We start from the raw sequence: 25,838 nt of genomic DNA on the forward strand, positions 1-25,838 counted from the left end.
CGTTAAAGAAACGAGACACAAAAGGATTTTCACTTCTATCAGGGCTAGGGCACTCGTTTTCAAAAGAAATTCTATTCAAAGTAAGATTGAATTAGAAAAATAATCAACATGTGATTTTATATTTAGATTTTAAAACTATAAAAATGTATTTATATTGATTTTTAATCTAAATTTGAATCTAAAAGTATTGTTGAACAGATTTTCTTTCATTTACAAAGACGCCATCAACTATCAACTAAAAACCATCAACCAAAATGACTTTAGACGCTATAGATAAAAAACTTCTGGTTTTACTTCAAACCGATAGTAAAAAAACAACCAAAGAATTATCCTTGAAATTGGATCTTTCGGTTACAGCAGTATACGAACGAATCAAAAAATTAGAAAGAGAAGGAATAATTAAAAACTACGTTGCCTTAGTCGATAAATCTAAAATCGAAAAAGGATTTGTGGTTTTTTGCCATTTAAAATTGATTCAGCATACTAAAGAATTTCTAACCAAATTCGAAAGTGAAGTCATTAAATTAAACGAAGTTTTGGAATGCCATCACGTAAGTGGTGATTACGATTATATTCTGAAAGTCTTAGTAAAAGATATGGAAGCGTACAGAGAGTTTTTAGTCACAAAACTAACTTCGTTACAGCATATTGGAAGTACACAAAGTATGTTTATGATTAGTGAAGTGAAGAATTCGACGGTGATTTCTTTTTAGAGGAACTAAGATTCTAAGTTGCTGAGGTTCTAAGGTTTTTTCTGTAGAGGCGCACAGCAGTGCGTCTAACGTCCAGTTTGTCATTTCTGAAAAGAGAAATCGCACACGAAACTCCGCAAAGTATATTTCCAATCTTTGTCGACTCACTAGTGTGATTTCTCCTTTCAGTGGAAATGACATACTTTGTGAACTTAATAAAAACAAAAACTTTGCGGTTCTGCGTCTTTGCGAGACTAAAAAAAAGAAAAAACTTTGCGAACCTTCGCGTAATTCTTAGCGCCCTTTGCGGTAAAACTTCACAACAAAATTTCACACAAAAAACATTGAAAATTAAACTTCAAACAAAACTTTATTCCTTAATTTTGTAACCGCTAAAATAAAAACAAAATACTATGAGTTCATTTGACGTAGTCATTATAGGTTCAGGTCCTGGAGGATATGTATCAGCAATTCGTTGCGCACAATTAGGTTTCAAAACTGCAATTGTAGAAAAATATAATTCATTGGGCGGAACTTGCCTTAACGTAGGTTGTATTCCTTCAAAAGCATTATTATCATCTTCACACCATTATTCAGAAATTGCTCATTTTGCAGATCACGGAATCGAAGTTTCTGGAGATGTAAAAATCAATTTAGAGAAAATGATCGCGCGCAAGCAAGCTGTTGTAGATCAAACCGTAGGTGGAATCAACTACCTAATGGATAAAAATAAAATTACTGTTTTCAATGGTTTAGGTTCATTTGTTGATGCAACTCACATTGCGGTTGCAAAAGCTGATGGGACTTCAGAAACTATCGAAGCAAAATATACTGTAATTGCTACAGGATCAAAACCATCTTCTTTGCCATTCATCAAAATTGATAAAGAAAGAATCATCACTTCTACTGAAGCTTTAGCTTTAAAAGAAGTTCCAAAACACTTAGTAATTATTGGTGGAGGAGTTATCGGAATCGAGCTTGGACAAGTTTACCTTCGTTTAGGCGCTCAGGTTTCTGTAGTTGAATTCATGGACAGAATCATTCCAGGAATGGACGGAGCGCTTTCGAAAGAATTGACTAAAGTATTGAAAAAACAAGGAATGAAATTCTACGTTTCTCACAAAGTAAAATCAGTAGAAAGAAACGGTGATGCTGTTACAGTTCAGGCTGAAAATGCAAAAGGAGAAACAATCACTCTTGAAGGAGATTATTCATTAGTTTCTGTTGGTCGTCGTCCTTACACAGACGGATTAAACGCTGACAAAGCTGGAGTTAAAATTTCAGACAGAGGACAAGTTGAAGTAAACGATCATTTACAAACTAGTACTCCAAATATCTACGCTATTGGTGACGTTGTTCGTGGAGCGATGTTAGCACACAAAGCAGAGGAAGAAGGAGTAATGGTTGCCGAAATCTTAGCAGGTCAAAAACCACATATTGATTATAACTTAATTCCTGGTGTAGTTTACACTTGGCCAGAAGTTGCTGCGGTTGGACAAACTGAAGAGCAATTGAAAGCGGCTGGAGTAAAATACAAATCAGGAAGTTTCCCATTCAAAGCGTTAGGACGTGCTAGAGCAAGTGCTGATTTAGACGGATTCGTAAAAATCCTTGCTGACGAAAAAACTGATGAGGTTTTAGGAGTTCACATGATTGGTGCTCGTACAGCAGATTTAATTGCTGAGGCAGTTACAGCAATGGAATTTAAAGCTTCTGCTGAAGATATTTCAAGAATGAGCCACGCACACCCAACTTTCGCGGAAGCGGTAAAAGAAGCGGCTTTGGCAGCTACTGAAAATAGAGCTTTACACGTATAATTTTTACGTAAATCATATTTCAAAAACCGTCCCGTCAGTTTTGACGGGACGGTTTTTTCGTTTTAATCGGTTTTAAAATATTTGAAAAAATATAAAGTTTCAGAAAAATTTTGTAAATTAGATGTGTATTTCAGATGCTATCTTTACTTAAATTTAAAAAGATAACATTATGAAAAATAGATATATAGCTCCAATTCTTCTAGGGGCAGGAATTGCAGCAGTACTTTATTCCTGCGGTTCTACTATTCCAGACAAAGCTGTTGCCGTCACCAACTTTGACAAGGCAAAATATCTGGGAAAATGGTATGAAATCGCAAGGTTAGATTATAAATGGGAAAAAGATTTAAATAACGTCACCGCCGAATATTCGCTGAATGACAATGGCACTATAAAGGTTGATAATAAGGGCTATGATGTCAAAAAAGACAAATGGGAGGAAAGTATCGGGAAAGCCAAGTTTGTCAAAAAGGACAATGTTGGTATGCTTAAGGTCTCATTTTTTGGTCCTTTTTATTCTGGGTATAATGTTGTCGCAGTAGATAAGGATTATAAATATGCTCTTGTTGCTGGCGAAAGCTTGAAGTATATGTGGATACTTTCAAGGGAAACTACAATTCCTGAAAGTGTTAAAGCTGATTTTCTGATTAAAGCCCAAGAAATTGGTTATAAAATTTCTGATTTAGTTTGGGTAAAACATGACAAAACAAATTAAAAAAGAAACCCGACACTTAAAATTGTGTCGGGTTTTTTTATTTTTAATTGAAAATAAATTAAGCTGTAAAAACACTTTTGTAATTATCCCAATATCTATAGATCAAAAATAAGTTGCCTAGGAATAATAGTCCGGCGATTGGCAGACCTTCTGGCGTTAAAAAATAGTTGATGAACAAGATATTTACCGTAATAGGCAAGATCAAAATATTAGCTAATGTTACATAACGTCCCGTTACAAATGCAATTCCGCAAAGCAATTCAATTGATTTAGCCAAGGGCATTAAATAAGTAGAAGCCATCAAACCTGTATTAAAGGCTTTAAAATCATTATTGGTTGCTGGTTCTGCTGGCATTAAGTGAAAGAAAAAACTAATAGAAGCAAATAACAGCAAAAGACCAATTAAAACACGGACAATAATAGTAGCAATTTTCATAATACTCAGGATTTTTAAAAAGTTAAAAAATATAAATGATGTGCTTGGAAATCGTCTAATGTAAATTTCTCAAAAACAGAATTGGTATTTTGACTCTGTTTAATTGAGGATTTTTCAATTGATCTTACCTTGTTTTGGGATTAATTGAAATCTATATCAAATATAACGATTTTTTCATTATTAAATTGCAGTTTTATTAACACTTTTCTTATTTCTTGATGTATTTTTTGTAAAGAAAAAATCCTCCAATGCTTATTAAAATAATTGGCCACAGATTAATAAAGAAAATTAAGATGGATTGCAGTATGTACCAACCGCTTTTTAAAGCATCAATAATTTGAATTCCTAAGTTAGGCTTGTAGGCCGCACTGTCTTTCTCACTTGCCATGACCTCTTGTCTGATGGTTTCGTTTTGATAAAGTTGCAATGTAATGGTGCTAAAATTGACTTGATCCTGCAAAGAGAGATTTTCAATGGTGCTATTGTCTTTTTCTGCAATTTTATTTGCTAATGTATTTTCAGCTTCTACAATATCATTGATTTTTTTGCCTTTTGAATCAATTGCATTTGCGACTCTTTTTTCAGAAATACTGTTTCTTTTTTGCGAAAGCTGATTGGCTAGCATTTTTATAGAAACATCATCGGCTTTGATGACTCTGAAATCCAAAAAATCAATTTGCTTGGCAATCGTTTTAATTACAGTGTCAAGCTGTGTATTGGGAACGCGGATGGTGATATTATTTTCAACCGAATATTTTGTGGTTTCCAACGTGCTGTCTTGACTGATTTTTGTCTTAATCTGATCGTGAATATTGCTTTGAAGATTTGTATAAGTCACAAATCCTCCAAATTTTTGAGTGGCATTCTCAATTGCATAAGTAGATTTGACGACATTTTTAACCTTAAACTTTATAGCAGCAGTTCGAATAAATTTCTGTTTGCTGTCTTTTTGCTCGACTGCTGCCGATGACGAAATTGCAGTGCTATCCATAGTTGCAACATTTGCCGAAGCTTCAGCGGTTGCATAATCTGCTTTTTTGCAGGAAAATAATACAAGAATAAGAATTAAGGTAGCCAAACCTAATTTTGCAGTTGTTTTCATAAAAGTTTAAAAATTTGATTAATAAATAAAATAGTTACACGATGTAAATACGATTTTGTTTTTAAGGTTTTTAAGAGTAGTTTTTTAATCAAATCATGATTTTTATGAATTAGTGTTAAAATCGATATACTAAAAAGTGTGCCAATATTTTTTTGTTAATTTATTTTAAACCATTAAGGCATTAAGCTTCATAAAGCGGTGTTCTTAATTTTCTTGACCATACAAGGGAATTAAGCTTAGGATTTAGAACTTAATTTTCTTAATGTCTTAATGGTAAAAAAAAATTAATGAAGGATTTTTTTGTCGTAATTTTGAAGCTTAAAATTTATACTTCTTTGAGAGTTTCAATTCATAAACATATTTCCAACCCAGAACAATTCAAATTGCAGCTTTTAAGTTGGTCGCAACAATTTCGCGAGATTGTTTTTTTGGACAGCAATTCATATCCACAAGAATATTCAAGTTTTGATTGTTTGCTGGCTGTGGACGCTTTTACGTCTATAAAAACTGATTTTCAAAATGCTTTTGAAGATTTAAAACAATATCAGCAAACGACAAAAGATTGGCTCTTTGGCTATCTTTCCTATGATTTAAAAAATGATATTGAAGACTTAAAATCAGATAATTTTGATGGACTAGATTTTCCGGATTTGTTTTTCTTTCAACCAAAAAAAATATTTTTGTTGAAAGGAAATGAACTCGAAATCGAGTATTTATTTCTGTGCGATGATGAAGTTGAAGATGATTTTAAGGAAATAGTCGAAAGTGAATCTGGAAGCCTCGGGACGAAAGTCGAAAGTGCTTCGTCTTTAGAAATTCAACAGCGAATTTCGAAAGATTTGTACGTTGAAAAAGTGACAAAAATGCTAGAACATATTCATAAAGGCGATATGTACGAAGGCAATTTTTGCATGGAATTTTTTGCTGAAAATGCAACTATTTATCCCTTCGAAAAATTTCAGAAACTGAATGAAATTTCGAAGGCGCCTTTTTCGGTTTTCTTTAAAAATAACAAACAATTTTTGCTTTCAGCTTCACCAGAAAGATATCTGAAAAAAGTGGGAGATAAAATAATTTCGCAACCTATAAAAGGAACTTCAAAACGCTCTGCGGATCCTTCGGAAGACGAAAAATCAAAGCATTTTTTAGAAAACGACCCAAAAGAACGTGCCGAAAATATAATGATTACCGATTTGGTTCGAAATGATTTGTCGCATACTGCACAAAAAGGCTCTGTTGAGGTAGAAGAACTTTGTGGAATTTATTCTTTTCTTCAAGTGCATCAAATGATTTCAACGATAACATCAAAATTAGACAAACAATATTCGCCAGTTGATGTTTTAAGAACAACTTTCCCAATGGGAAGTATGACGGGTGCACCAAAAATTTCAGTGATGAAAATTATCGAAAATCTGGAAGAAACCAAACGCGGTCTGTATAGTGGAGCAATTGGATATTTTAATCCCGAAGGTGATTTTGACTTTAATGTTGTGATTCGAAGCATTTTGTATAATCAGGAAAATAAATATGTTTCATTTTCTGTCGGAAGTGCCATAACTTCGCTTTCAGATCCAGAAAAAGAATACGAAGAATGTTTGCTGAAAGCCAAAGCAATGCACGAAGTTTTGCAATAAATTTTTTCCGCCACGAATTCACGAATTTATTTTAATACGGTTCGATCATAAATAATTCGTGAATTCGTGGCGAAAAAAACATACTTAACATTTCGTTTAAAAATAGATAGAATTTAATTTTTTACATTTATCAAATGTTTTCAAACTTTCAAAATCATATCGTTTCCCGCTTTCCATTTTTAGCAGAAAAAAAGCTTTTTCTGGCTGTAAGCGGCGGATTAGACAGTATGGTTTTGTTGCATTTGTTGAAAAAACTGCCTTATGAAATTGCGGTGTTGCACTGTAATTTTCAGCTTCGCGGTTTAGAAAGTTTTGGCGATCAGGAATTCATTCAAAATTACTGCAAGCAAAACAATATTCCGTTTTTTACCACTCAATTTGATACCAAAGCTTTTGCCGAAGATTATAAATTGTCGACACAAGTTGCGGCGCGCGAACTTCGTTACAGTTGGTTTTATGAACTTTTAGAAGAAGAAAACTTCGACTATATTTTAACGGCACATCATGCCGATGATAATTTAGAAACCTTTATCATCAATTTGACAAGAGGAACTGGGTTGGACGGCTTAACTGGAATTCCAGAACAAAACGAGAAAATAATTCGTCCGCTTTTGCCTTTTTCAAGAGAAGAAATTCTGAGATATGCCGAAGAGAGTAAAATTCAATGGCGTGAAGACAGCAGCAATGCTTCGAATAAATATTTACGGAATAAAATTCGCCATGATTTGGTTCCGATTTTAAAAGAAATCAATCCCAACTTTTTGAATGCTTTTCAGAAAACGCAATCCTATTTGCAAGAATCTCAGGAAATGGCTGAGGATGCATCGATTATGGTTTATCAGCAAGTAGCAAAAGAAGAAGGAGAAGATATTCATTTTGATTTAAACCAGCTTAAAAAATTACCCAATTATAAATCTTATCTGTACCAATGGCTGAATGAATTTGGATTTTCAGCATGGAATGATATTTACGATTTGGTAAGCGGGCAATCGGGAAAACAAGTGCTTTCGGAAGAATTCAGGTTGCTTAAAAACAGAGAAACTTTGATTTTGAGTCCCATTTCATATGAGCCTAAAGATGATGAGTTTGAAATTCATGAAAATGAGACAGAAGTTAATTTTCCCTTAAAAATGAGACTTTGTAACGTAGGTCACATAACAATAGAATCAAATAAGTCTATATTTGTGGATGCTGAAAAAATCCAGTTTCCTTTGATTCTACGTAAATGGGCTGAAGGTGATGTTTTTCATCCTTTTGGGATGCAGGGAAAGTCAAAAAAAGTGAGCAAGCTTTTTAAAGACGAAAAATTGTCTCTGATTGAAAAAGAAAAAACATGGATTTTGTGTTCGGGCAACCAGATCGTATGGGTTGTTGGAATTCGGCAAGACGAACGTTTTAAAATTGAAAATACCACAAATAAAATACTTAAAATAGAACTGCAATAATGAACTTTAATCAATACCGTCAAGCGATAATGCTAAAAAACTACTGGAGCAAATCTCTTTTATTTTTGCTTTTTTTCCTTTTTTCTATTGCAAATAGCAACGCTCAGATTGTTGAGCCTGTAAAATGGACTTCAAAAATTGAAAAAAAATCCGGAAATAATGCCGTGTTGATTTTTGATGGAACTATTGAAAAAGATTGGCATATGTATTCGCAGTTTACACCAGATGGTGGTCCGCTTGCGTTGGAAATTGCTTTTAAAAATCAAAAAGGAAACTACGAATTAGTGGGGAAGGCAAAGGAAGGAAAAACCAGAACGGCTTTTAATGACGTTTTTGGTGTTAACGAAACTTTCTTTGAAGGAAAAGCGCATATCGAGCAGGAAATCAAAATTGTTAATCCAAATTTAAAAACAGTTGAGGTAGAGTTTGATTTTCAGGTTTGTAAAGAGGTTTGCATCAATTCGAATAAAAAATTCTCAATTGCTATTCCGTCGAGTTTTAATATGGCAGAAGTTCCTGCAATTACAGAGGCTAAAGTGGATGAGACAAAAGTGTCTGGAATTGCGGTTGATACAATTGCAAAACCAGCTGATACAGCAAAAACTCAAGTAGTAAAATCAAATATTGAAAAGCCAGTTTCTAAGGAAGATATGCCTGCGCCAGCATCGCCAAGAAGCTTGTGGTCGATCTTTTTCTTTGCATTTTTAGGAGGTTTTGCGGCTTTATTTACACCTTGCGTTTTCCCAATGATTCCAATGACGGTTAGCTTTTTTACAAAACAAAGCAAAAGCAGAGCAAAAGGAATCAGAAATGCGATTATTTACGGATTATCAATCATTGCTATTTATGTGATTTTAGGATTAATTGTAACTAAGATTTTCGGTGCCGATGCTTTAAATGCGTTGTCAACAGATGTTTGGTTCAATTTAATATTCTTTGTGATTTTAATCATTTTTGCTACCTCATTTTTGGGAGCTTTCGAAATTATGCTTCCAAATTCATGGGCAAACAAAGCCGATCAACAGGCAGACAAAGGCGGTATAATTGGAATATTGTTCATGGCATTGGCATTGGCAATTGTGTCGTTTTCATGCACAGGACCAATCGTTGGAACCTTATTAGTTGAGGCGGCTTCAAATGGAGGGATCGCTCCAATCGTTGGAATGTTAGGTTTTTCTTCTGCATTGGCACTTCCATTTATGTTGTTTGCATTGTTTCCAGGATGGCTAAATTCATTGCCAAAATCGGGCGGATGGTTGAATACAGTAAAAGTTGTATTAGGATTTTTAGAATTGGCTTTAGCATTCAAATTTTTATCAAATGCTGATTTAGTATTGCAACTGCATTTCTTAGAAAGAGAAGTTTTCCTTGCTATTTGGATTGCGATTTTTGGAGCTTTGGCCTTATATTTATTTGGAAAAATCACATTGCCTCACGATAGCCCAATTCAGCATATTTCTGTTGGAAGATTATATTTAGGGATAATTTCTTTAGTATTTACAATTTATTTGATACCAGGACTTTGGGGAGCGCCTTTGAAATTAATTAGCGCATTTCCACCGCCGCCACAATATAGTGAAAGTCCTTTTGGAGTGGGTGGTTCTTCAAGTTCGAATGTTGCAGAAGCAAAAGGTTTGCCGGCAGGTGCAGAATTAGGCCCTCACGGAATAATAGTTTTCCATGATTATGAAGATGGATTAGCTTACGCAAAAGAAATCAACAAACCAATTATGCTTGATTTTACGGGATATGCGTGCGTAAACTGTCGAAAAATGGAAAATAATGTTTGGTCGGATCCTTCAGTTTTGTCAATATTAAAAAAAGACGTTGTTTTGATTTCACTTTATGTTGACGACAAAAGAGAGCTTCCAAAAAACGAACAATTTGTTACAAAAGCTGGTGATGAAATCATAACTGTAGGCGATAAATGGACCGATTTTATGATTTCAAAATATAAAACCAATACACAGCCATTATATGTAATTACTGATTTAGACGGTAATAATTTGCATACATCTAAGCCAACAATTAGTTATGTTGGAACAGAAGAATATTTGCAATGGCTTAAAGAAGGAATTGCGAATTTTAAATAGTAAATGAAGTTTTCTGATTTTTTAGATTTTATAATAAGTGGCGCTTTTGCCTTACTGGCATTTTTATGGTATTTGGCAAAAAAAGACCAAGTGAAAACACGTCGAGAAAGAGGGGATGATGAAATGAGTACGAAGTCTGAGATTTTTAAATCTTGGATATTGATTGTCTTTTTTATTATATTTTCTCTGGTGTATTTTTTCTCTTTTATAGGATCGCTTACTTTTTAATCAAAACATAATAAATAAGGATTAATATTAATTCAAATGAAAATCCCTCTAAGTTTTAGCTTAGAGGGATTTTTTTATCAAGAAGGAAAGTTTGAAAATTAAAGTCTTATAGGTATTCTCCGTGTTGAGAAATATCTAATCCTAATTCTTCTTTTTCTTCAGTAACTCTTAGTGGAGTAATTTTGTTTACAATGAAGAATAAAACGTAAGAACTTACAAAAGCAAATATTGATACAAGAACTAAAGCTTTTAATTGTGTTAAGAACAAAGTTGCGTCTCCATAGATTAAACCTTCGTTGTCACCAACAACTGAGTTAACGCTTTTAGAAGCAAAAACTCCAGTTAATAACATTCCTACCATTCCACCAACACCGTGGCAAGCAAATACGTCAAGAGCGTCATCGATTTTTCCTTTAGGGAATTTGCTTACTACAATATTACTGATTACAGCAGCGATAATACCGATTGCTAAAGCATGAGGCATAGTTACAAAACCAGCAGCAGGAGTGATGGCAACTAAACCAACTACAGCCCCAATACAAGCTCCCATAGCAGATAATTTGTGCCCTAAAATTTTGTCAAGGAAAACCCAAGCCATAGCAGCAGAAGCTGCAGCAATTGTAGTAGTTCCTAAAGCTTGAGCAGCAAGACTTCCAGCTCCTACAGCAGAACCTGCATTGAAACCAAACCATCCAAACCATAATAAACCGGTACCTAATAATACATAAGTGATTCTGGCAGGATTTACCTTTTGAACTTTACGTTTTCCTAAAAAGATTGCTCCGGCTAAAGCAGCCCACCCAGCGCTCATGTGTACTACTGTACCACCAGCGAAGTCAAGAACTCCCCATTTGAAGAACATTCCATCAGGATGCCAAGTCATGTGGCATAATGGAGCATATATGAATAAGATAAATAAAACCATGAATAATAAGTAAGCCCAGAAACGTACACGCTCTGCGAAAGCTCCTGTAATTAAGGCTGGAGTAATGATCGCAAATTTTGCTTGAAATAAAGCAAAAAGAATCATCGGGATTGTTGGTGCTAATTCCCATGCTGTGTTTGCGCTTACTCCTTGGAAAAATATATTTGAAGAAGGATCTCCGATGAAACCGCCTATAGATGGTCCAAAACATAAACCGAAACCAATTACTACCCAAAGAACTGTAACAATTACCATTGCCATAAAACTCTGAAGCATTGTGCTGATTACGTTTTTCTTGCCTACCATACCGCCATAGAAAAATCCTAATCCCGGAGTCATTAATAATACAAATGCTGTAGCAACAACCATCCATGCTGTATCACCCGTGTCTAATTTTAATTCAACAACATGAGCGCCTAATGTTTTTGATTCAGTAACAAATGAGATAGAAAAAATAGATAGTAACAAAATCGTGATGAGGATCACACTTAAAATAATTTTTCGCATAGTTATTTAGTTTTAAATTTTTTATAAAAGTATAAAATCATTCGACACCCCTATAAAAAATAGAGTCTATTGTTTAATTTTTGTTAATTTTAAAATTTGACCCCCTAAATTTTGCGTGTATATCTTAAAAAAGACTTAAAATTTACAATTTATTAAACTTGAAATGGCTAAAGTTTGCCATTTGTGCAGTTTATGCTGAAAAAAAGATAATATTATTCTTAAAATAATGATTTTTTCTGCTCAAATAATCAATTGAATGTTTAAATTGTTTTGTTTTAAATAAAAAAGGCATCAAATGAATATTTTCAAATGATGCCTTTTTTAAGTGAAGAAAAGAATTATTTCTGTCCGAACTTTTCTTTAAATTTTCTGTTCAATTTATTTTGGAAAGTATCTAAATTGATATTTCTTCCTTGAATAAAAGCAGTTGTCAATTTATTTGTACGCATATCTAAAGCATCGCCTTCCGAGATAAATAAAGTCGCATCTTTGCCCGTTTCTAGCGTGCCACAAGTTGCATCGATTCCTAATAACTTCGCTGTATTTAAGGTAATTAACTGCACAGCAATTTCTTTGTCTAAACCAAAAGCAGCACAAGTTCCTGCCAAGAAAGGTAAGTTTCTCACGCTCATACGCTCGTGATCACCGCTGTTTTCTAATCCTACAACAATACCTTTATCGGTTAGCATTTTTGCCATTTTATAAGGCAGGTTTACATCTTGATCGGCGCTTGTTGGCATATCGTGTACACGTCTTAAAAGTACGCCTACATTATATTTTAAAAGTGAAGCAGTAGCTTTGTAAGCTTCAAATCCGCCAACGATCACAATTTTTTTGATTTGATTATCGGTTGCTAATTGAATGGCGTCTACAATTTGTTTTTCTTCATCAGCGTGGATGTAAAGTGTTTGAGTTCCGTCAAACAATCCTTTTGTAGCTTCCAGAACAATATTTCTTTCTTTTGGCGCTGTTTGATTATACGCTTTTGCATTAATCAAGAATGCATTTATTTCTTCAGACTGTTTTGCGTAATCTTTGTTTGGCTCAATAACTCCAGGCTCAAACCAAGATCCTGATCTTTTGAAACTTGATGGAAAGTTTAAATGAATTCCGTCATTTTCTTTTAAAATAGCATCTTTCCAGCTCCAAGCGTCTAATTGTACAATTGATGAAGTTCCAGAAATTGTTCCACCACGCGGTGTCACCTGAGCCATTAAAATTCCGTTAGGACGAACGGTTTCGACTACTTTTGATTCTGAATTATACGCAACAATACTTCGCACATTCGGATTAAAAGTTCCAATTTCTTCCTCATCATCTGATGCCTTTACAGCATCAATCTCTACTAAACCTAAAGTAGTATTTGATGCAATAAAACCTGGATAAACGTGTTTTCCGGCGGCATCAATTGTAGTGTCGTAAGCATCAGCAGCAAGTCTGATAGTGGTTGCATCGGCTACTAAAGTCAGTTTTCCATCTTTAAATCCAATGGCGCTGTTTTGAATCACTTTTCCGTTCCCCAAGTGTGCGGTCGCGTTTAAAATCAAAACCGATTTTGATTGCTTTGGCGCTGGAATTTGCTGTGCATTTAGTTGTACAGAAGCACAAAATAATAACAGCAATTTATATATGTTTTTATTTATCATGTTGTCTCTTTTTATCATTATGAATTTTCTAAAGCTATTATAACTGTTCTAAAGTATCACAGTGATATTCTCTTTTTTCTTTTCTTGTTGGCGTCTGCGTGCTGTTTCCTTTGTTTTTTTCTTGCAGCATTTGTCCAATCAATTCGTTTCTTTCTTTAGTGATGGCCAATTGTTTTTGAGCATCTTTTTCGATATCAAAATAAACTACACCTTCAATAATTGTTTTTTCAGCTTTAGCATAAATAGACAATGGATTTTCGCTCCATAAAACAACATCAGCATCTTTGCCCACTTTCAAGCTTCCTACTTTATCATCAATGTGTAATAATTTTGCAGGGTTTAAAGTCACAAATTTCCAAGCATCTTCTTCAGATACATTTCCGTATTTTACCGCTTTTGCCGCTTCTTGGTTTAATCTTCTCGACATTTCAGCATCATCAGAGTTGTAAGCAACTACTACACCTTCGTTGTGCATAATTGGTCCGTTGTATGGAATTGCATCGTTTACCTCAAATTTATAAGCCCACCAGTCAGAGAATGTGGAAGCTCCAACACCATGTTCTTTCATCTTATCGGCAACTTTGTAACCTTCTAAAATATGAGTGAAAGTATTTACTCTGAAATTGAATTTTTCAGCAACATTCATCAAATTTAAAATTTCTGATTCTACATAAGAGTGACAAGTAATGAAACGCTCTTTGTTTAAAATTTCAGCAAGAGTCTGTAATTCTAAATCAACTCTTGGTGCTTTTCCTTTTTTATTTCCAGCGTTGAATTTTTTCCAGTTTTCGTCGTATTCTTTAGCTAATTGGAAATAATCTGTAAAAACTTGCTCAACTCCCATTCTGGTTTGAGGAAAACGCGTTGGATTGTCAATTCCCCAGTTAGCTTGTTTTACGTTTTCACCCAAAGCAAATTTGATAAACTTCGGTTGGTTTTTGTACAACATATCATCTGCGGCAGAACCCCATTTCCATTTTACGATTGCAGAACGACCGCCAATTGGGTTTGCAGATCCGTGCAATAATTGTGAAATCGTTACACCACCAGCCAAATCTCTGTAAATATTAATGTCTTCAGAGTTCACAACATCCTGAATGGTAACTTCTGCAGTTGAGTTGTGCCCGCTTTCGTTTACACCTTTAGAAATCGCGATGTGTGAGTGTTCATCAATAATACCGCTTGTAATGTGTTTTCCTTTTGCATCAATTACAGTTGCAGATGCGTCAGAAAGATTTTTGCCGACAGCAGCGATTTTTCCGTTTTTGATCAAAACGTCAGTTTCAGTCAGAATCCCTTCTTTTTCATTTGTCCAAACTGTAGCATTTTTGAACAATAAAGTTTGAGCCGTTTGTTTTTTAGTATCTCCAAAAGCAACGTTTGGATACGTTACAGGTATAACTCTGTTTGGTTTTTCTGGCTTAACAGTATCTTTAACCATCACAAACGGGCTCGTTTTAACGGCATTCCAAACCAATTCATCTCCATTTGATAAAACTGCTTTTCCCGATAAAGCATCTGCTTTTTCAACAAAACCAGTTAAACGTGTAAAACTTGATTTGATGGTGTCTGCTGGTTTAATTACAAGAGAAACCCAGTTTTTAGCAATAGCAAAAGTGCTTTTTACTTTTTTAGCATCAACGGTTGTAATTTCAGATTTTTGCGCATCAGCTGTTCCGTCGATTTTCCATTTATAAGTGTCTTTTCCAACTATCAAGTCGTAGTTTCCACGAATATCTTTTGCATTGATATCATTCACGATATATTTGCTTCCTTGAACCCAGTTTTCATATAAAACTGTTTTTTCGTCAAAAACTTCTCCAGAAGTAATAATGAAATTCGCAAAACTTCCAGCTTTCAGGCTTCCAACTTCGTCACTTTTTCCTAAAATCGCAGCCGGAATTGTAGTTAATGCTTCTAAAGCTTTTGTTTTGTCAAAACCATATTTTATTGCTTTCAATAAATTAGGTTTAAAATCTTCAATCTTTTTTAATTTGTCTGTTGTCAAAGCAAAAACAACTCCGTTTTCTGAAAGCACTTTTAAGTTTGTTGGCGCCTGATTCCAGAAACGCATATCAGCCAATTCAATTTGGTTCGATAAATATGGGTTCGAAACATCATAAGCGTCTGGGAAGCTTATCGGAATAATGAATTTTGCATTCGTAGCTTTGATTTCTTCAATTCTTTCAAATTCGTTTCCGCTTCCTTTTAAGATGTAGTTTAAGCCAAATTCCTTTGCAATTTTCGAAGCTCTTAAGCTGTTTAATTTGTCTTCTGTCGCAAAAATCTGAACCAATTTTTCATTGCTAGCCAAAGCTTCTAATGATAAATCTTTAGTTTCAGAATTTCCTTTTTTGTACCAATCTAAATCCAGATACATTTGACGCAATAAAGCCATCATACCCATCAAAGAGCTTGGATATGCCTGATTTGTCAAAGCACTTTTTGTAAAAGCAAAGTGATTTGTTAGTTTGTTTGAAATGATTTGTTTGCTGTTGTCTTCATTATTAAGAGCAACTAGAGCTCCAGTTCCTTGAGCGATTCCGTCAATTGTGTGAGTTCCGACAACTCCAAAACCAGCTTTCAAAAATTCTTCCGCTTTTGGTTGGTCATATTTGAAAGTTTCGTAACCGTTTACTTCAGGTCTAACGCTTTCGTTCCAATAATAGCCCGTTCTTTTTGTATCATAAATCTGGTTGCGGTTGCGTCCTGGAGGTAAATTAGATTTTGGTTTTTCGATTCCAAAATTAGTATATACATCAATAAATGATGGATAAATTGTTTTTCCAGCCAGATCAATAGTGATGCTGTTTTTAGGAATTGAAATCGAAGTTCCAACAGAAACTACTTTTCCGTCTTGGATCAGCAATGTTCCTTTTTCAATTTTTTGAGTTGGTGTAACATAAATAGTGGCGTTCGTAAAAACAGTGTAATTTTTACTTTTGTTGTGCACACTTTCATTAACAGGGAAATAGTCTTGAGCATACATTTTTGTTAAAAAAACGCTCAAAAAGAGTAGTAGTAGGGCTTTTTTCATATGGTATTTGCTAATTTGTTGCTAAAAATATGAAATATATGTTATGCGGCTATTATTTTTTTAAAATGTTTTTTCACTATTTTAGATGATGATTTGACTAAAACACTGATGAATAGTGTATAAAGCACGTTTATGAAGAAAATAAATAAAATAAAGTGGGGAATTATTGGTTTGGGAAATATTGCAAATCAATTTGCGAATGATTTAATGCTGTTAGAAGATGCTGAATTGACAGCAGTTGCCTCTAGAGATTTGGCCAAAGCCAATGATTTTGCCCAAAAATTCAATTGCACTAAAGCATATGATTCTTATGAAGCACTTTTTGCAGATGAAGAAGTCGAAATTATTTATATAGCTACACCGCACAATTCGCACACGACATTATCAATTAAAGCATTAGAAAACGGAAAACATGCTTTATGCGAAAAACCGATGGCGCTTTCGTATTCAGATGCAATTCAAATGATTGAAGCTTCAAAAAAGAATAATAGATTTTTTATGGAAGCATTTTGGACGCGATTTAATCCGTCAGTAAAAGAAGTTTTACAACAAGTTAGAAATGGAGTAATAGGCGATATAAAATACATCAATGCCGATTTTGCTTTCCGCGGAAGCGAAACAGAAAATCAAAGGCTTTTTGATAAGAATCTTGGCGGAGGTGCGTTGTTCGATATTGGCGTTTATCCATTATTTCTGTCCTATATACTATTAGGAAAACCAAATGAGATTGTTGCAAAAGCTATAATGCATAAAAACGATATTGATTTGCAGACTTCGATGATTTTGCAATACGAATCGGCACAATCGATTTTGCACGCTTCCATTGTTTCCAATTCAGATATGAAAGCAGTAATTGCCGGAAGCAAAGGAAGAATCGAACTCAATTCCCCTTGGTTTGTTGCCGATGGATATTCTTTATTTATTAATGAAGAAAAAGAAGCTGTTATCAGTTTGCCAGTTTTAGGAAAAGGATATTCGCATGAAATTATCGAATGTCATAATTGTATTCGAAATAATCAGATTGAAAGCAAGTATTGGTCGCATCAGAATAGCTTGGATTTGAGTGGGATTGTGGAGGAGATTAAAAATCAAATTAAATTGTCTTTTTAGTATAATTATTTTGTAATAAAATATTTACAATAAGTATTTTTTCATTAGATTTAAAAATCATTAAATGAAAGAATAATTATGTTAGTAAAAGTTTACGGAAGCGCCGTTTTTGGAGTAGAGGCAACCACAATTACGATTGAGGTTCATATGGATAAAGGGATTGGTTATCATTTAGTTGGACTTCCAGATAATGCCATAAAAGAAAGCAGTTTTAGAATTGCGGCAGCTTTAAAAAACAACGGATTAAGTTTTCCCGGAAAAAAAATAACCATCAATATGGCGCCCGCCGACTTGAGAAAAGAAGGTTCGGCATACGATTTACCGCTCGCAATGGGAATTTTGGTAGGTTCCGACCAAATAAAAGCTCCTGAAATCGAACAATATATCATAATGGGCGAACTTTCATTAGATGGAAGTTTACAGCCCATTCGCGGTGCTTTGCCAATTGCAATTAAAGCAAAAGAAGAAGGTTATAAAGGATTTTTTCTTCCCATTCAAAATGTAAAAGAAGCCGCAATTGTTACCGGACTTGATGTTTATGGTGTTTCGAATTTACAGGAAATAATAGATTTTTTTAAAGGAAAAGGTACGCTTGAACCGACAGTAATCGATACTCGCGCAGAATTTTACAAAAGCCTTGATTTTCCCGAATTCGATTTTTCAGATGTTCGTGGGCAAGAAAGTATCAAACGTTGTATGGAAATTGCAGCCGCTGGAGGGCATAATATCATTTTGATTGGACCACCGGGAGCCGGAAAAACAATGCTAGCAAAACGAGTCCCTAGTATTTTGCCTCCAATGACTTTGCGCGAAGCACTCGAAACCACTAAAATTCATAGCGTTGCCGGAAAACTGAAAGAAGTTGGTTTGATGAATCAGCGACCGTTTCGAAGCCCGCACCATACCATTTCGAACGTTGCTTTAGTCGGAGGCGGAAGTTATCCGCAACCAGGCGAAATTTCGATGGCGCATAATGGCGTTTTATTTTTGGATGAATTGCCAGAATTTAAGCGTGATGTTTTAGAAGTAATGCGTCAACCGCTCGAAGATCGTGAAGTGACGATTTCGAGAGCAAAATTTACAGTTACGTATCCATCGTCGTTTATGTTGGTGGCGAGCATGAATCCGAGTCCGAGTGGGTTTTTTAATGATCCAAGTATGCCAAATACTTCTTCGCCACATGAAATGCAACGTTATATGAGCAAAATCTCGGGTCCGCTTTTAGACCGAATTGATATTCATATTGAAGTTACTCCCGTTCCTTTTGAAAAACTGGCAGACGACCGCAAAGCCGAAAGCAGTGTAGAAATTCGCAAACGTGTAACCGTCGCTCGCGAAATTCAAACCAAGCGTTTTCAGGAAATAGAAAACATACATTACAATGCTCAAATGAGCAGTAAATTGATTCGTGAATTTTGTGCTTTAGATGATCAATCAAAAGAATTGTTGAAAACCGCTATGGAACGACTGAATCTTTCGGTGCGAGCCTATGACAGGATTCTGAAAGTAGCCAGAACTATTGCTGATTTAGATAATGCTCCGTCAATAATTTCACAACATATCGCCGAAGCTATTCAATATAGGAGTTTGGATCGTGAGGGTTGGTTAGGGTAATAATTTTAGATTTTTAACAGCAAAGTTAATTCAATCAGTGAAATAGGATTGCTTAAACAAAAAATCCTGCTTTTTAAAAGCAGGATTTTCAACATATAATAAAAAAGAATTATTTGGTTCTTTCTTCAAAAATTTTATCCAATCCTTCCATTGCAATTGTGAAACCTTCTTTGAAGCCCATTGCAATAATTTGTTCAAGATCTTCTAAATTTTTGTGTTTAATAGCAATGTCAACAAAAGTCGAATCGCCTTGTTCAGAAAAGTTCACATTCCAATTAGACCTCGGAAATTCGGTATTTAAATTTCCTTCGCTGTCGCAGAAAGCATCTAAATATTTAAAATTCGTTTTTGGCGTTATGGAAGTAAAATCGGCAATTGCCCAATGTTCTTCGCCTTCAGGACCAACCATTGCATACAATCGGCGTCCGCCTTCATTAAATTCCATACTTTTTGTTCTGGCTTTCCAAGGCGCTGGCGCCCACCATTGATCCAAAATTTCAGCTTCCGTCCATGCCGACCAAACATCAGACAATGGCGCATTGAATTCTCGTTTTACATTTACCGTACTCGATTCTTTGTCTACAGTAAAATTCATTAAAAGATTTGATTTCATGATATTTTAATTTAGTGTGTTAGTACTTAAAAATTTATTTTCTCGATTCAAGAAGTTTGTCCAAACTTTTCAGCGTGCTTGTAAAGCCTTCTTTGAACCCCATTTCTACCACTTTTTCTAATTCGGCCAGACTATCACGTTTTATTACAATATCAACAACAGTCAAATCGCCATTTTCAGAAAAGGAAACATCCCAATACGAACTTCCCATATTAGCAACGGGATTCGCATCGGCATCGCAAAAAGTAGAAGAATGTTTAAAATTTGTTTTTGGAGAAATGGAAGAATAGTCAAAAAAGCTCCAACGTTCACTGCCGTCAGGACCAACCATCGCATACAATCTGCGTCCGCCTTCTTTAAATTCCATACTTTTTGTTTTGGATTTGAAAGGAGCGGGAGCCCACCATTGGTCCAAAATATCGGCCTCTGTCCAAGCCGACCAAACGTTTGACAATGACGCATTGAATTCACGCTTTACATTTACAGCAATATTTTCTTTATCAATAGAAAATTGCATTTCAAGATCAGATTTCATTTTCTTTAGATTTTAAGTTTAATAATACTTGATCCAATTGGCTGAAACGGCTTTCCCAGATTTTCTTGAACTGTTCCATCCATTGATCTACTTCTTTCATTTTGTCAATTTTGAGCTGATAATAAATTTCTCTGCCCAATTTTTTTTCTTCCAATAAATCACATTCGTTTAAAACTTTAATGTGTTTAGAAACTGCTTGTCTAGTAGTTTGAAATTGTTCTGCAATTGCATTTGGTGTTAATGCCGTTGTCGAAACCAAAACTAAAATCGCTCTTCGTGTCGGATCGGCGATTGCCTGAAAAATATCTCGTTTCATTTTAAAAATAGAATTACGCAACTAATCAGTTGCAAATATATGCAACTTTTTGGTTGCGCAATTCAAAAAAGCATATTTTTTTTTTGAAGAAAAATACCTAAACAAAAAAAGACGCATCAAAAATGCGCCTTTTTCTTTATAATCGTGTTATATAATTACTTTCGAAATTTATTCTTTACAATGATGTCTTTTAATTTAGCTTTTAGGTCTTCACCAGTATCGTAGACCATTTGTTCATTATTTGGAAATGCGACAGCGCGTTTGTCAAAATATCCTAAATAATTATCATCACAAGCATTTCTATTTCCTTTGTAAGTAGAATAAACATTCTCAAAAACAAATTCACTGCTAACTGGAAATGTCTGCACCAGCTGGTTGCTTTTCAGTTCAACATAATCCACTTTTGCCGTCACCAAACAAGATTTAAATTGCCTGAATTCATAAACTGTCGCACGAAGCGTCTTGTAATTATCTACTTTAATTTCTTTGCCTAGACTATCTTTTACAGGTTTTCCGCGACTGTCCAAAAGTGTTTTTACGCCGTCTTTAACTTGTTTTTCTTTTATAAATTCTTTCTCCTTAATTTGCTCAGGTGAAATAGCAATTTGTTTAAAACTCAGAATCAGGCTATAATCGTACTTTACATTTTTTTGTTTGGCACTATGATAAACCGTCCATTTATCATTCAAACCGTAGGTTTTAAAATCCAATAAATCGTCTTGAAGCATTTTCGGAATCACCATATTGGTTTCATTTTTAGCAGAAACATCCACAAAGTCAGTTCCTTTAAAAAGAGCATCCTCCATTAATTTTTTGGTGTTTTTGTAATTAGGATTTATACTTTCCAAATAAGCAAAATCATCATATGCTTTTCTGAAATCCAATTTGTTACTCGATTTCAAAAGGGCAGAAGCATTTTCATATAAATATTTAGAAAGCGCATTTTTGCTATTTACGAGCTCATCAGAATAATTATCAAAAGGGAAATAAGCATTTTTTCCTTGCTTCAATAAAGGCAATGGCAAAATTGGCCTGATTTTTTCCTGGCGATTATTTAGCTGTACATAAATAGTATAAATACGTTCTGCATTTGCCGGATTGTTCTCTTTGTTGAGTAATTCCAAATCACGATGATCTCGATCTTTCGCTTTTGCAAAAGCCTCTTCCAGTAAATAAACGTAATCTTGCTTGCCTTTTGAATCTTTTTTTGTGCGAAGGGCTTCAACGGCGCGATCTATTGCTCCGTCATAATTTCCGTCGCTAAGCATTGATTGTGTTGTTTTTACGCCACAAGAAGAAAGAGCTAAAAATAATATAGAAAATAGAAAAGTAATTTTTTGCATAGTATGTTTTTGAAGGTGTAAATATATCTTTTTAAACTTTCAACAACTATGCCTTTTTCTAATTTATTTAAGGAGCAAAAAGAGCAGTTTTCATTAAGAAAGACCAGTCCCGCTTTCGCCTTTATCTCTCCGTTCCACTGCGAGGATATCGGCTCTATCGGGGCTAGAATACAAGTTTTGGTTTTTTCAAGGAACAGGAAACCGATGTTAATTTACTCGCTTACTTTTTTATACTCAAAAGTGCCCACTTCAGGATTTGAGATACTGCGTTTTTCGCTGTCAAAAGAATTGATTTTGAATACAACCGGCAGTATAACAGAAATAATTGTCAACTGCGAATTGTCGCTAGATAATTTCCATTTTGCTTTGTGTGATTCCTCGCCAATTACGCTTTCGAAATCCCCATTTTCTTTAAAAACTTGAAAAACCTGGTCTGTTTTAAAGCGTTTCTTGATATCTTTTTCTTTACCGTTTTTGGTCCATTTTACCAATTGCCATTTCCCAATAAGTTCTTTAGATGTTTGAGCTGTGGCAGATAATCCCATTAAAAACACAAATGCTAAAAATAATTTTCTCATTACGAAAGTTTTAAAGTTGAATTCTAAATTTAATGATTTTTGTTTGTTTTGAAAAAATATTAAACGTTAAGTCTGTAGTTTTTTAGTTTGATAATAATTTCTTAATCAACACAATTTGCCCTAAATGATAATAGCTGTGCTCGATCATGCAGTCGATATTTCGTCTGTAAGAACCATATTTAATATCAACAAAACCTTCGTCTAATTTTTCATCGGGCATTTGTTCTACTAAATAAGCAAATTCTTCAGATGCTTTCCAAAATTTATTTAGAAAAGTTTCCCATTCTTCTTGAGATTGAATAGGAGGAAAGTCAAAACTGAATTTGTCTTTTATATCCAAAGTTCCGCCTTTAAAAACCTGATTAATTCCGTTGATGTAATAATGAATATGCTGTGCTAAAACGGCTATCGTATTTAAATTCTGAATAGGAGTAACCGCAATTTTCCAATCCAGATTTTCAAGCTGGTCTTTGTAGTTGGTATTGGCAACCCAAGTTCCGTTTAAAATAATTTCTCTAAAGCGATTTGCAATTTCAGTTGTACTTTTCATATTCAAATAATTTCAGAATAGTTACAATTTTAGCTGTATTTCAGCCACCAATATTTATTTTCTGCTTTATATTTTCCAAACCATTTTGAAGGTTTATAAAGTATTGCCACAACAAAAATCCAGATGGAATAAATTCCCCAAAGAGGCAAACCGCTTTCAGCATTTTTTGGTCTTCCAAAAGTTCCTGATGCAAATTCGAATTGTGACCAATCAAAACCTTGCATCAAAAGCATAATTAAAGTTAGAGTATGAATGACATAAAAATGAACAATGAAATAAAACAAAGGCACTTTTCCGTAAACTAAAGTCACTTTTTTAATTGTGTTATGAAACTGTTCTGCGAAAGCGAGCAGTAAAAATAATATACCCAAAGTTACCAGACAAAACAATAGGGAAGGCGGATATTTGGTCACATTCATAAAAGACAAAAAGGTAAAAACCGAATTCTTCTGTGTGGCCCATAGCGCCGGATCACCGTAAATATTGAGAAGACGAATAACAGTAAATAGTGCTAAAGCGCTAAAACCGATTTTGAGAAATAGTTTTTTTCTTTGTTCGCTTTCCAATTCAAAGAATTTTCCCGTTGAGAAACCAACAAGCATAATACCCAACCAAGGAATTGGCGGATATGCCATTACAAAAGCTTTCTCGGCAAACGGAATTACAGTGGGACTAAAAAATGGCGTTAAAATTACTTTTAAAAGAGCGTTTTCTGCAAATGGAATGAGTGGTAAAAGATTTTGCAAAGACAGAATAAGCAATCCAATAAACCCTAATATTTTAGAAGGAATTTTCAATAGTAATCCTAAAATAATAAATCCAAAACCAATTGCAGCAATAACTTCAAATAGAATCGTATGAAAACCAATATCAAAGAATAATCCGAAATTGACAAGGGTAAATTCTAACAATAATAACCAAAATCCTCTTTTGATTAAATGGTGCTTTTTTTCGATAAAATTGGTATTGTTCTGAAGCGAAAGATAAACCGAAGTACCTGCCAGAAAAACAAAAATTGGCGCACATAAATGGGTAATCCAACGTGTGAAAAATAATATTGGCGAAGTAGTTGCCAAGTCAGTTGGACTTTGTGTAATCGAATCGACATGCATCAAATCTCGAACATGATCGAGCGCCATAATAATCATTACAATGCCACGAGTGATGTCTATTGAGAGTTGTCGTTTCATAATTATCTGAAAATTTAGTTAGTACTTATTTTCTTAACCATTTCAAAAATATCATTTTCTATTTCACTTTGAGTGGGATTTTGTATAATTCGTTCAATTTCATTGAGATAAAGTTGATTTTTTATGCTTTTTCTAAAAGTAAACAGAATCCAATATTTCCAAATTTCATCATCACCTTTCAGTATTTTAACCAACTCATTTGAAATTTGTTCGCTAAATTGAATTAGAAAACCAGCAATCTCTTTGCTTATGGGCCAGTTTCCATCTTGTAGCCATTCAAGTAATTCGGGAATTATTGGCTCTATTTCTTCAAAAGAATATTTTTTCAGTTTTTCAACTGTTTCAAAATCAGATTTATGTTGAGGAATTAAAGTTTTAATGTTCACACTGTTTTGGTTTTTAGAAGTACTTAAAAAGAAAGCGAATACACTATGCAATCATATTCTTGTTTTCAATACTTACACCATTATGTTCAATTTTAAGAATCCAAAAAGCGCATTTTGAATATTCAATCTTAATGGTGTCTCCAATACTGATTTCATCATATGCTTTTTTCGTAATAATATAGCGGTGGATGTCATCTGAATCCAGTTGAAGTGTATATCTTTTGTTGTCTGTTCCTGTGGTATGTTTTTCAATTACAAGCAATTCATCCAAAATCTTGATTTTTGATTTAATGTCATTTTTTGTAAGCCATAGCTTTTTTAATGCGAGTACAACAAATATTGAAAATAGAATTAAAACACATAAAATGATACCGTTAAGGAATGTGAATATTTCGTCATTATCGCTCAAACCCCAAGCCCAAAATATTAAGAATGCGAGAAAAACTAAAATAAAAACTTTCATTTTGAAAACCTTGGTTTTTATAATTTCGATTTCAAGATTTGTCATCGGGGATTCTATTCTATTCATTTCGATTTAGCTGGTATTTTGTTTGCAGTTGCTTCTAAATTATAAAAATCCATTTTTATTGTCTAAGTATTTCAGAATGAAAATGAGAATTAAGAAAACAGAAGCCGTAAAGGCGACATTACAAATTCGGTAAATATTTTTGTTTTTTCTTGTTTCATTATTCCATTCTGCAGTAAAATCAACAATATGTTTTTTATAAAATTTATAATTGAAATGATTTATTACAAATGAAAGGATCATAAACGAAGAAAATACCACAAGCAATGAAACTTGCAATTTAGGGAATAGCGATTTTTTTATAATGGAAAGAATTGCCAATGATACGAATGCCAGTATCGAAGTCAGTCCAGCGGTAACTTTAAGAGTATCATGCCCTGTGGTATGAAGATAAAAAAATCTGCGACCAATTTTTTTAACGCTCATTTTGTCAATTTCTTTTTCAGCTGATAAGCAATTTCCCAAAAGATAATAGCAAAAACAGCATTAGCAAGAATAGCCGTTTTAACCTGGTACGGATCATACTCAAAAAACAAATGCAAATTGGTAAACTTTAAAGCTAGAAATAACGCCAATGTTGCAATTGCGATTGCATAGAGTATATTTAGCATTGGTCTCCATTTTAAAGCTATAAAAGCATAAATAATATTGAAAATCGCATAACCAAAACCTAAAGTGGTAAAAGGATCGGTTTTTAATTTTTCACCGATTTTTAAAATAATTGGTGTTGAAATTAAATATAAGAAGAAAAGTATTGAATAGGATAGAATTCTAATTTGTGGTTTCATTTTTTATTTTTTATC

Annotated in this window: 25 protein-coding genes; 9 read left to right on the forward strand and 16 right to left on the reverse strand. The window is 34.0% G+C overall.

Annotated features, from left to right (window positions below; genetic code table 11):
• The first annotated feature begins 254 nt into the window (after nucleotides 1-254).
• From H600_RS0110845 to H600_RS0110855, 3 genes are all read left to right on the forward strand, one after another.
• The gene (locus tag H600_RS0110845; protein WP_008462051.1) at nucleotides 255-713 is read left to right on the forward strand and encodes an Lrp/AsnC family transcriptional regulator; all 459 of its coding nucleotides are present in this window, start codon (nucleotides 255-257) and stop codon (nucleotides 711-713) included.
• Between the two features lie 392 nt (nucleotides 714-1,105).
• A complete protein-coding gene (lpdA, locus tag H600_RS0110850; protein WP_026728808.1) occupies nucleotides 1,106-2,509 on the forward strand; it encodes a dihydrolipoyl dehydrogenase in 1,404 nt (467 codons plus the stop codon).
• Nucleotides 2,510-2,678: 169 nt separating this feature from the next.
• On the forward strand, nucleotides 2,679-3,221 hold the full coding sequence (locus H600_RS0110855; protein WP_026728809.1) for a lipocalin family protein: 543 nt from the start codon (nucleotides 2,679-2,681) through the stop codon (nucleotides 3,219-3,221).
• A 58-nt stretch (nucleotides 3,222-3,279) separates the two neighbouring features.
• On the opposite strand, the gene H600_RS0110860 is transcribed toward H600_RS0110855, so the two are convergent.
• Both H600_RS0110860 and H600_RS0110865 read right to left on the reverse strand, forming a co-directional pair.
• A complete protein-coding gene (locus tag H600_RS0110860; protein ID WP_026728810.1) occupies nucleotides 3,280-3,657 on the reverse strand; it encodes a DoxX family membrane protein in 378 nt (125 codons plus the stop codon).
• A gap of 208 nt (nucleotides 3,658-3,865) precedes the next feature.
• Nucleotides 3,866-4,759: a DUF4349 domain-containing protein gene (locus H600_RS0110865; RefSeq protein WP_026728811.1), complete on the reverse strand. Its 894-nt coding sequence runs from the start codon at nucleotides 4,757-4,759 to the stop codon at nucleotides 3,866-3,868.
• A 335-nt stretch (nucleotides 4,760-5,094) separates the two neighbouring features.
• Here H600_RS0110865 and H600_RS0110870 point away from each other — a divergent pair, with 335 nt between their 5' ends.
• From H600_RS0110870 to H600_RS0110885, 4 genes are all read left to right on the forward strand, one after another.
• Nucleotides 5,095-6,393 (forward strand): anthranilate synthase component I family protein, encoded by a 1,299-nt coding sequence (locus H600_RS0110870; RefSeq protein WP_026728812.1) that lies wholly within the window; start codon nucleotides 5,095-5,097, stop codon nucleotides 6,391-6,393.
• A 134-nt stretch (nucleotides 6,394-6,527) separates the two neighbouring features.
• On the forward strand, nucleotides 6,528-7,838 hold the full coding sequence (gene tilS / locus H600_RS0110875; protein ID WP_026728813.1) for a tRNA lysidine(34) synthetase TilS: 1,311 nt from the start codon (nucleotides 6,528-6,530) through the stop codon (nucleotides 7,836-7,838).
• A complete protein-coding gene (locus H600_RS0110880; RefSeq protein ID WP_051234404.1) occupies nucleotides 7,838-9,931 on the forward strand; it encodes a protein-disulfide reductase DsbD family protein in 2,094 nt (697 codons plus the stop codon). Before tilS ends, H600_RS0110880 begins: the two co-directional genes overlap by 1 nt.
• A gap of 3 nt (nucleotides 9,932-9,934) precedes the next feature.
• On the forward strand, nucleotides 9,935-10,159 hold the full coding sequence (locus tag H600_RS0110885; protein WP_026728815.1) for a hypothetical protein: 225 nt from the start codon (nucleotides 9,935-9,937) through the stop codon (nucleotides 10,157-10,159).
• A 106-nt stretch (nucleotides 10,160-10,265) separates the two neighbouring features.
• On the opposite strand, the gene H600_RS0110890 is transcribed toward H600_RS0110885, so the two are convergent.
• The 3 genes from H600_RS0110890 to H600_RS0110905 all read right to left on the reverse strand — a co-directional run bounded on the left by H600_RS0110890 (nucleotide 10,266) and on the right by H600_RS0110905 (nucleotide 16,274).
• Nucleotides 10,266-11,591, reverse strand: coding sequence for an ammonium transporter (locus H600_RS0110890; protein WP_026728816.1), 1,326 nt, complete (start codon nucleotides 11,589-11,591; stop codon nucleotides 10,266-10,268).
• A gap of 338 nt (nucleotides 11,592-11,929) precedes the next feature.
• Nucleotides 11,930-13,237, reverse strand: a complete 1,308-nt coding sequence (locus H600_RS0110900; protein ID WP_026728817.1) for an amidohydrolase family protein — start codon at nucleotides 13,235-13,237, stop codon at nucleotides 11,930-11,932.
• Between the two features lie 37 nt (nucleotides 13,238-13,274).
• A complete protein-coding gene (locus H600_RS0110905; RefSeq protein ID WP_026728818.1) occupies nucleotides 13,275-16,274 on the reverse strand; it encodes an amidohydrolase family protein in 3,000 nt (999 codons plus the stop codon).
• Between the two features lie 132 nt (nucleotides 16,275-16,406).
• On the opposite strand from H600_RS0110905, the gene H600_RS0110910 reads away from it, so the two are divergent.
• Both H600_RS0110910 and H600_RS0110915 read left to right on the forward strand, forming a co-directional pair.
• A complete protein-coding gene (locus H600_RS0110910; RefSeq protein WP_026728819.1) occupies nucleotides 16,407-17,384 on the forward strand; it encodes a Gfo/Idh/MocA family protein in 978 nt (325 codons plus the stop codon).
• A gap of 78 nt (nucleotides 17,385-17,462) precedes the next feature.
• Complete coding sequence (locus tag H600_RS0110915; protein WP_026728820.1) at nucleotides 17,463-18,998, forward strand: YifB family Mg chelatase-like AAA ATPase; 1,536 nt, start codon at nucleotides 17,463-17,465, stop codon at nucleotides 18,996-18,998.
• Nucleotides 18,999-19,107: 109 nt separating this feature from the next.
• Here H600_RS0110915 and H600_RS0110920 read toward each other — a convergent pair whose 3' ends face one another.
• From H600_RS0110920 to H600_RS0110975, 11 genes are all read right to left on the reverse strand, one after another.
• The gene (locus H600_RS0110920; protein WP_026728821.1) at nucleotides 19,108-19,611 is read right to left on the reverse strand and encodes an SRPBCC family protein; all 504 of its coding nucleotides are present in this window, start codon (nucleotides 19,609-19,611) and stop codon (nucleotides 19,108-19,110) included.
• 34 nt (nucleotides 19,612-19,645) lie between these two features.
• Entirely contained in the window at nucleotides 19,646-20,146 is a 501-nt protein-coding gene (locus H600_RS0110925) for an SRPBCC family protein (RefSeq protein WP_026728822.1), read from the reverse strand.
• Nucleotides 20,136-20,462 (reverse strand): ArsR/SmtB family transcription factor, encoded by a 327-nt coding sequence (locus H600_RS0110930; protein ID WP_026728823.1) that lies wholly within the window; start codon nucleotides 20,460-20,462, stop codon nucleotides 20,136-20,138. Before H600_RS0110930 ends, H600_RS0110925 begins: the two co-directional genes overlap by 11 nt.
• A gap of 155 nt (nucleotides 20,463-20,617) precedes the next feature.
• Nucleotides 20,618-21,805 (reverse strand): hypothetical protein, encoded by a 1,188-nt coding sequence (locus H600_RS0110940; RefSeq protein WP_026728824.1) that lies wholly within the window; start codon nucleotides 21,803-21,805, stop codon nucleotides 20,618-20,620.
• 212 nt (nucleotides 21,806-22,017) lie between these two features.
• Nucleotides 22,018-22,383 carry a hypothetical protein gene (locus H600_RS0110945; RefSeq protein WP_026728825.1) on the reverse strand — a complete coding sequence of 122 codons (366 nt, stop codon included), beginning with the start codon at nucleotides 22,381-22,383 and terminating at the stop codon, nucleotides 22,018-22,020.
• Nucleotides 22,384-22,465: 82 nt separating this feature from the next.
• The gene (locus H600_RS0110950) at nucleotides 22,466-22,933 is read right to left on the reverse strand and encodes a hypothetical protein (protein ID WP_026728826.1); all 468 of its coding nucleotides are present in this window, start codon (nucleotides 22,931-22,933) and stop codon (nucleotides 22,466-22,468) included.
• A 29-nt stretch (nucleotides 22,934-22,962) separates the two neighbouring features.
• Entirely contained in the window at nucleotides 22,963-24,123 is a 1,161-nt protein-coding gene (locus tag H600_RS0110955) for an acetyltransferase domain-containing protein (RefSeq protein WP_026728827.1), read from the reverse strand.
• Nucleotides 24,124-24,137: 14 nt separating this feature from the next.
• Entirely contained in the window at nucleotides 24,138-24,509 is a 372-nt protein-coding gene (locus tag H600_RS0110960; RefSeq protein WP_026728828.1) for a DUF5071 domain-containing protein, read from the reverse strand.
• A gap of 43 nt (nucleotides 24,510-24,552) precedes the next feature.
• Nucleotides 24,553-25,038 carry a hypothetical protein gene (locus tag H600_RS0110965; RefSeq protein WP_026728829.1) on the reverse strand — a complete coding sequence of 162 codons (486 nt, stop codon included), beginning with the start codon at nucleotides 25,036-25,038 and terminating at the stop codon, nucleotides 24,553-24,555.
• 39 nt (nucleotides 25,039-25,077) lie between these two features.
• Nucleotides 25,078-25,461, reverse strand: coding sequence for a hypothetical protein (locus tag H600_RS0110970; RefSeq protein ID WP_026728830.1), 384 nt, complete (start codon nucleotides 25,459-25,461; stop codon nucleotides 25,078-25,080).
• Nucleotides 25,458-25,823 carry a hypothetical protein gene (locus H600_RS0110975; RefSeq protein WP_026728831.1) on the reverse strand — a complete coding sequence of 122 codons (366 nt, stop codon included), beginning with the start codon at nucleotides 25,821-25,823 and terminating at the stop codon, nucleotides 25,458-25,460. Before H600_RS0110975 ends, H600_RS0110970 begins: the two co-directional genes overlap by 4 nt.
• Nucleotides 25,824-25,838 lie beyond the last annotated feature (15 nt).

It is taken from the genome of Flavobacterium denitrificans DSM 15936 (genome assembly GCF_000425445.1).
GTDB lineage: Bacteria > Bacteroidota > Bacteroidia > Flavobacteriales > Flavobacteriaceae > Flavobacterium > Flavobacterium denitrificans.

Bases quoted from the DNA above. Each gene is read 5' to 3' on its own strand.
- H600_RS0110845 (WP_008462051.1), top strand. From the start codon at position 255: ATGACTTTAGACGCTATAGATAAAAAACTTCTGGTTTTACTTCAAACC.
- lpdA (WP_026728808.1), top strand. From the start codon at position 1,106: ATGAGTTCATTTGACGTAGTCATTATAGGTTCAGGTCCTGGAGGATAT.
- H600_RS0110855 (WP_026728809.1), top strand. From the start codon at position 2,679: ATGAAAAATAGATATATAGCTCCAATTCTTCTAGGGGCAGGAATTGCA.
- H600_RS0110860 (WP_026728810.1), bottom strand. From the start codon at position 3,657: ATGAAAATTGCTACTATTATTGTCCGTGTTTTAATTGGTCTTTTGCTG.
- H600_RS0110865 (WP_026728811.1), bottom strand. From the start codon at position 4,759: ATGAAAACAACTGCAAAATTAGGTTTGGCTACCTTAATTCTTATTCTT.
- tilS (WP_026728813.1), top strand. From the start codon at position 6,528: ATGTTTTCAAACTTTCAAAATCATATCGTTTCCCGCTTTCCATTTTTA.
- H600_RS0110880 (WP_051234404.1), top strand. From the start codon at position 7,838: ATGAACTTTAATCAATACCGTCAAGCGATAATGCTAAAAAACTACTGG.
- H600_RS0110885 (WP_026728815.1), top strand. From the start codon at position 9,935: ATGAAGTTTTCTGATTTTTTAGATTTTATAATAAGTGGCGCTTTTGCC.
- H600_RS0110890 (WP_026728816.1), bottom strand. From the start codon at position 11,591: ATGCGAAAAATTATTTTAAGTGTGATCCTCATCACGATTTTGTTACTA.
- H600_RS0110900 (WP_026728817.1), bottom strand. From the start codon at position 13,237: ATGATAAATAAAAACATATATAAATTGCTGTTATTATTTTGTGCTTCT.
- H600_RS0110905 (WP_026728818.1), bottom strand. From the start codon at position 16,274: ATGAAAAAAGCCCTACTACTACTCTTTTTGAGCGTTTTTTTAACAAAA.
- H600_RS0110910 (WP_026728819.1), top strand. From the start codon at position 16,407: ATGAAGAAAATAAATAAAATAAAGTGGGGAATTATTGGTTTGGGAAAT.
- H600_RS0110915 (WP_026728820.1), top strand. From the start codon at position 17,463: ATGTTAGTAAAAGTTTACGGAAGCGCCGTTTTTGGAGTAGAGGCAACC.
- H600_RS0110920 (WP_026728821.1), bottom strand. From the start codon at position 19,611: ATGAAATCAAATCTTTTAATGAATTTTACTGTAGACAAAGAATCGAGT.
- H600_RS0110925 (WP_026728822.1), bottom strand. From the start codon at position 20,146: ATGAAATCTGATCTTGAAATGCAATTTTCTATTGATAAAGAAAATATT.
- H600_RS0110930 (WP_026728823.1), bottom strand. From the start codon at position 20,462: ATGAAACGAGATATTTTTCAGGCAATCGCCGATCCGACACGAAGAGCG.
- H600_RS0110940 (WP_026728824.1), bottom strand. From the start codon at position 21,805: ATGCAAAAAATTACTTTTCTATTTTCTATATTATTTTTAGCTCTTTCT.
- H600_RS0110945 (WP_026728825.1), bottom strand. From the start codon at position 22,383: ATGAGAAAATTATTTTTAGCATTTGTGTTTTTAATGGGATTATCTGCC.
- H600_RS0110950 (WP_026728826.1), bottom strand. From the start codon at position 22,933: ATGAAAAGTACAACTGAAATTGCAAATCGCTTTAGAGAAATTATTTTA.
- H600_RS0110955 (WP_026728827.1), bottom strand. From the start codon at position 24,123: ATGAAACGACAACTCTCAATAGACATCACTCGTGGCATTGTAATGATT.
- H600_RS0110965 (WP_026728829.1), bottom strand. From the start codon at position 25,038: ATGAATAGAATAGAATCCCCGATGACAAATCTTGAAATCGAAATTATA.
- H600_RS0110970 (WP_026728830.1), bottom strand. From the start codon at position 25,461: ATGAGCGTTAAAAAAATTGGTCGCAGATTTTTTTATCTTCATACCACA.
- H600_RS0110975 (WP_026728831.1), bottom strand. From the start codon at position 25,823: ATGAAACCACAAATTAGAATTCTATCCTATTCAATACTTTTCTTCTTA.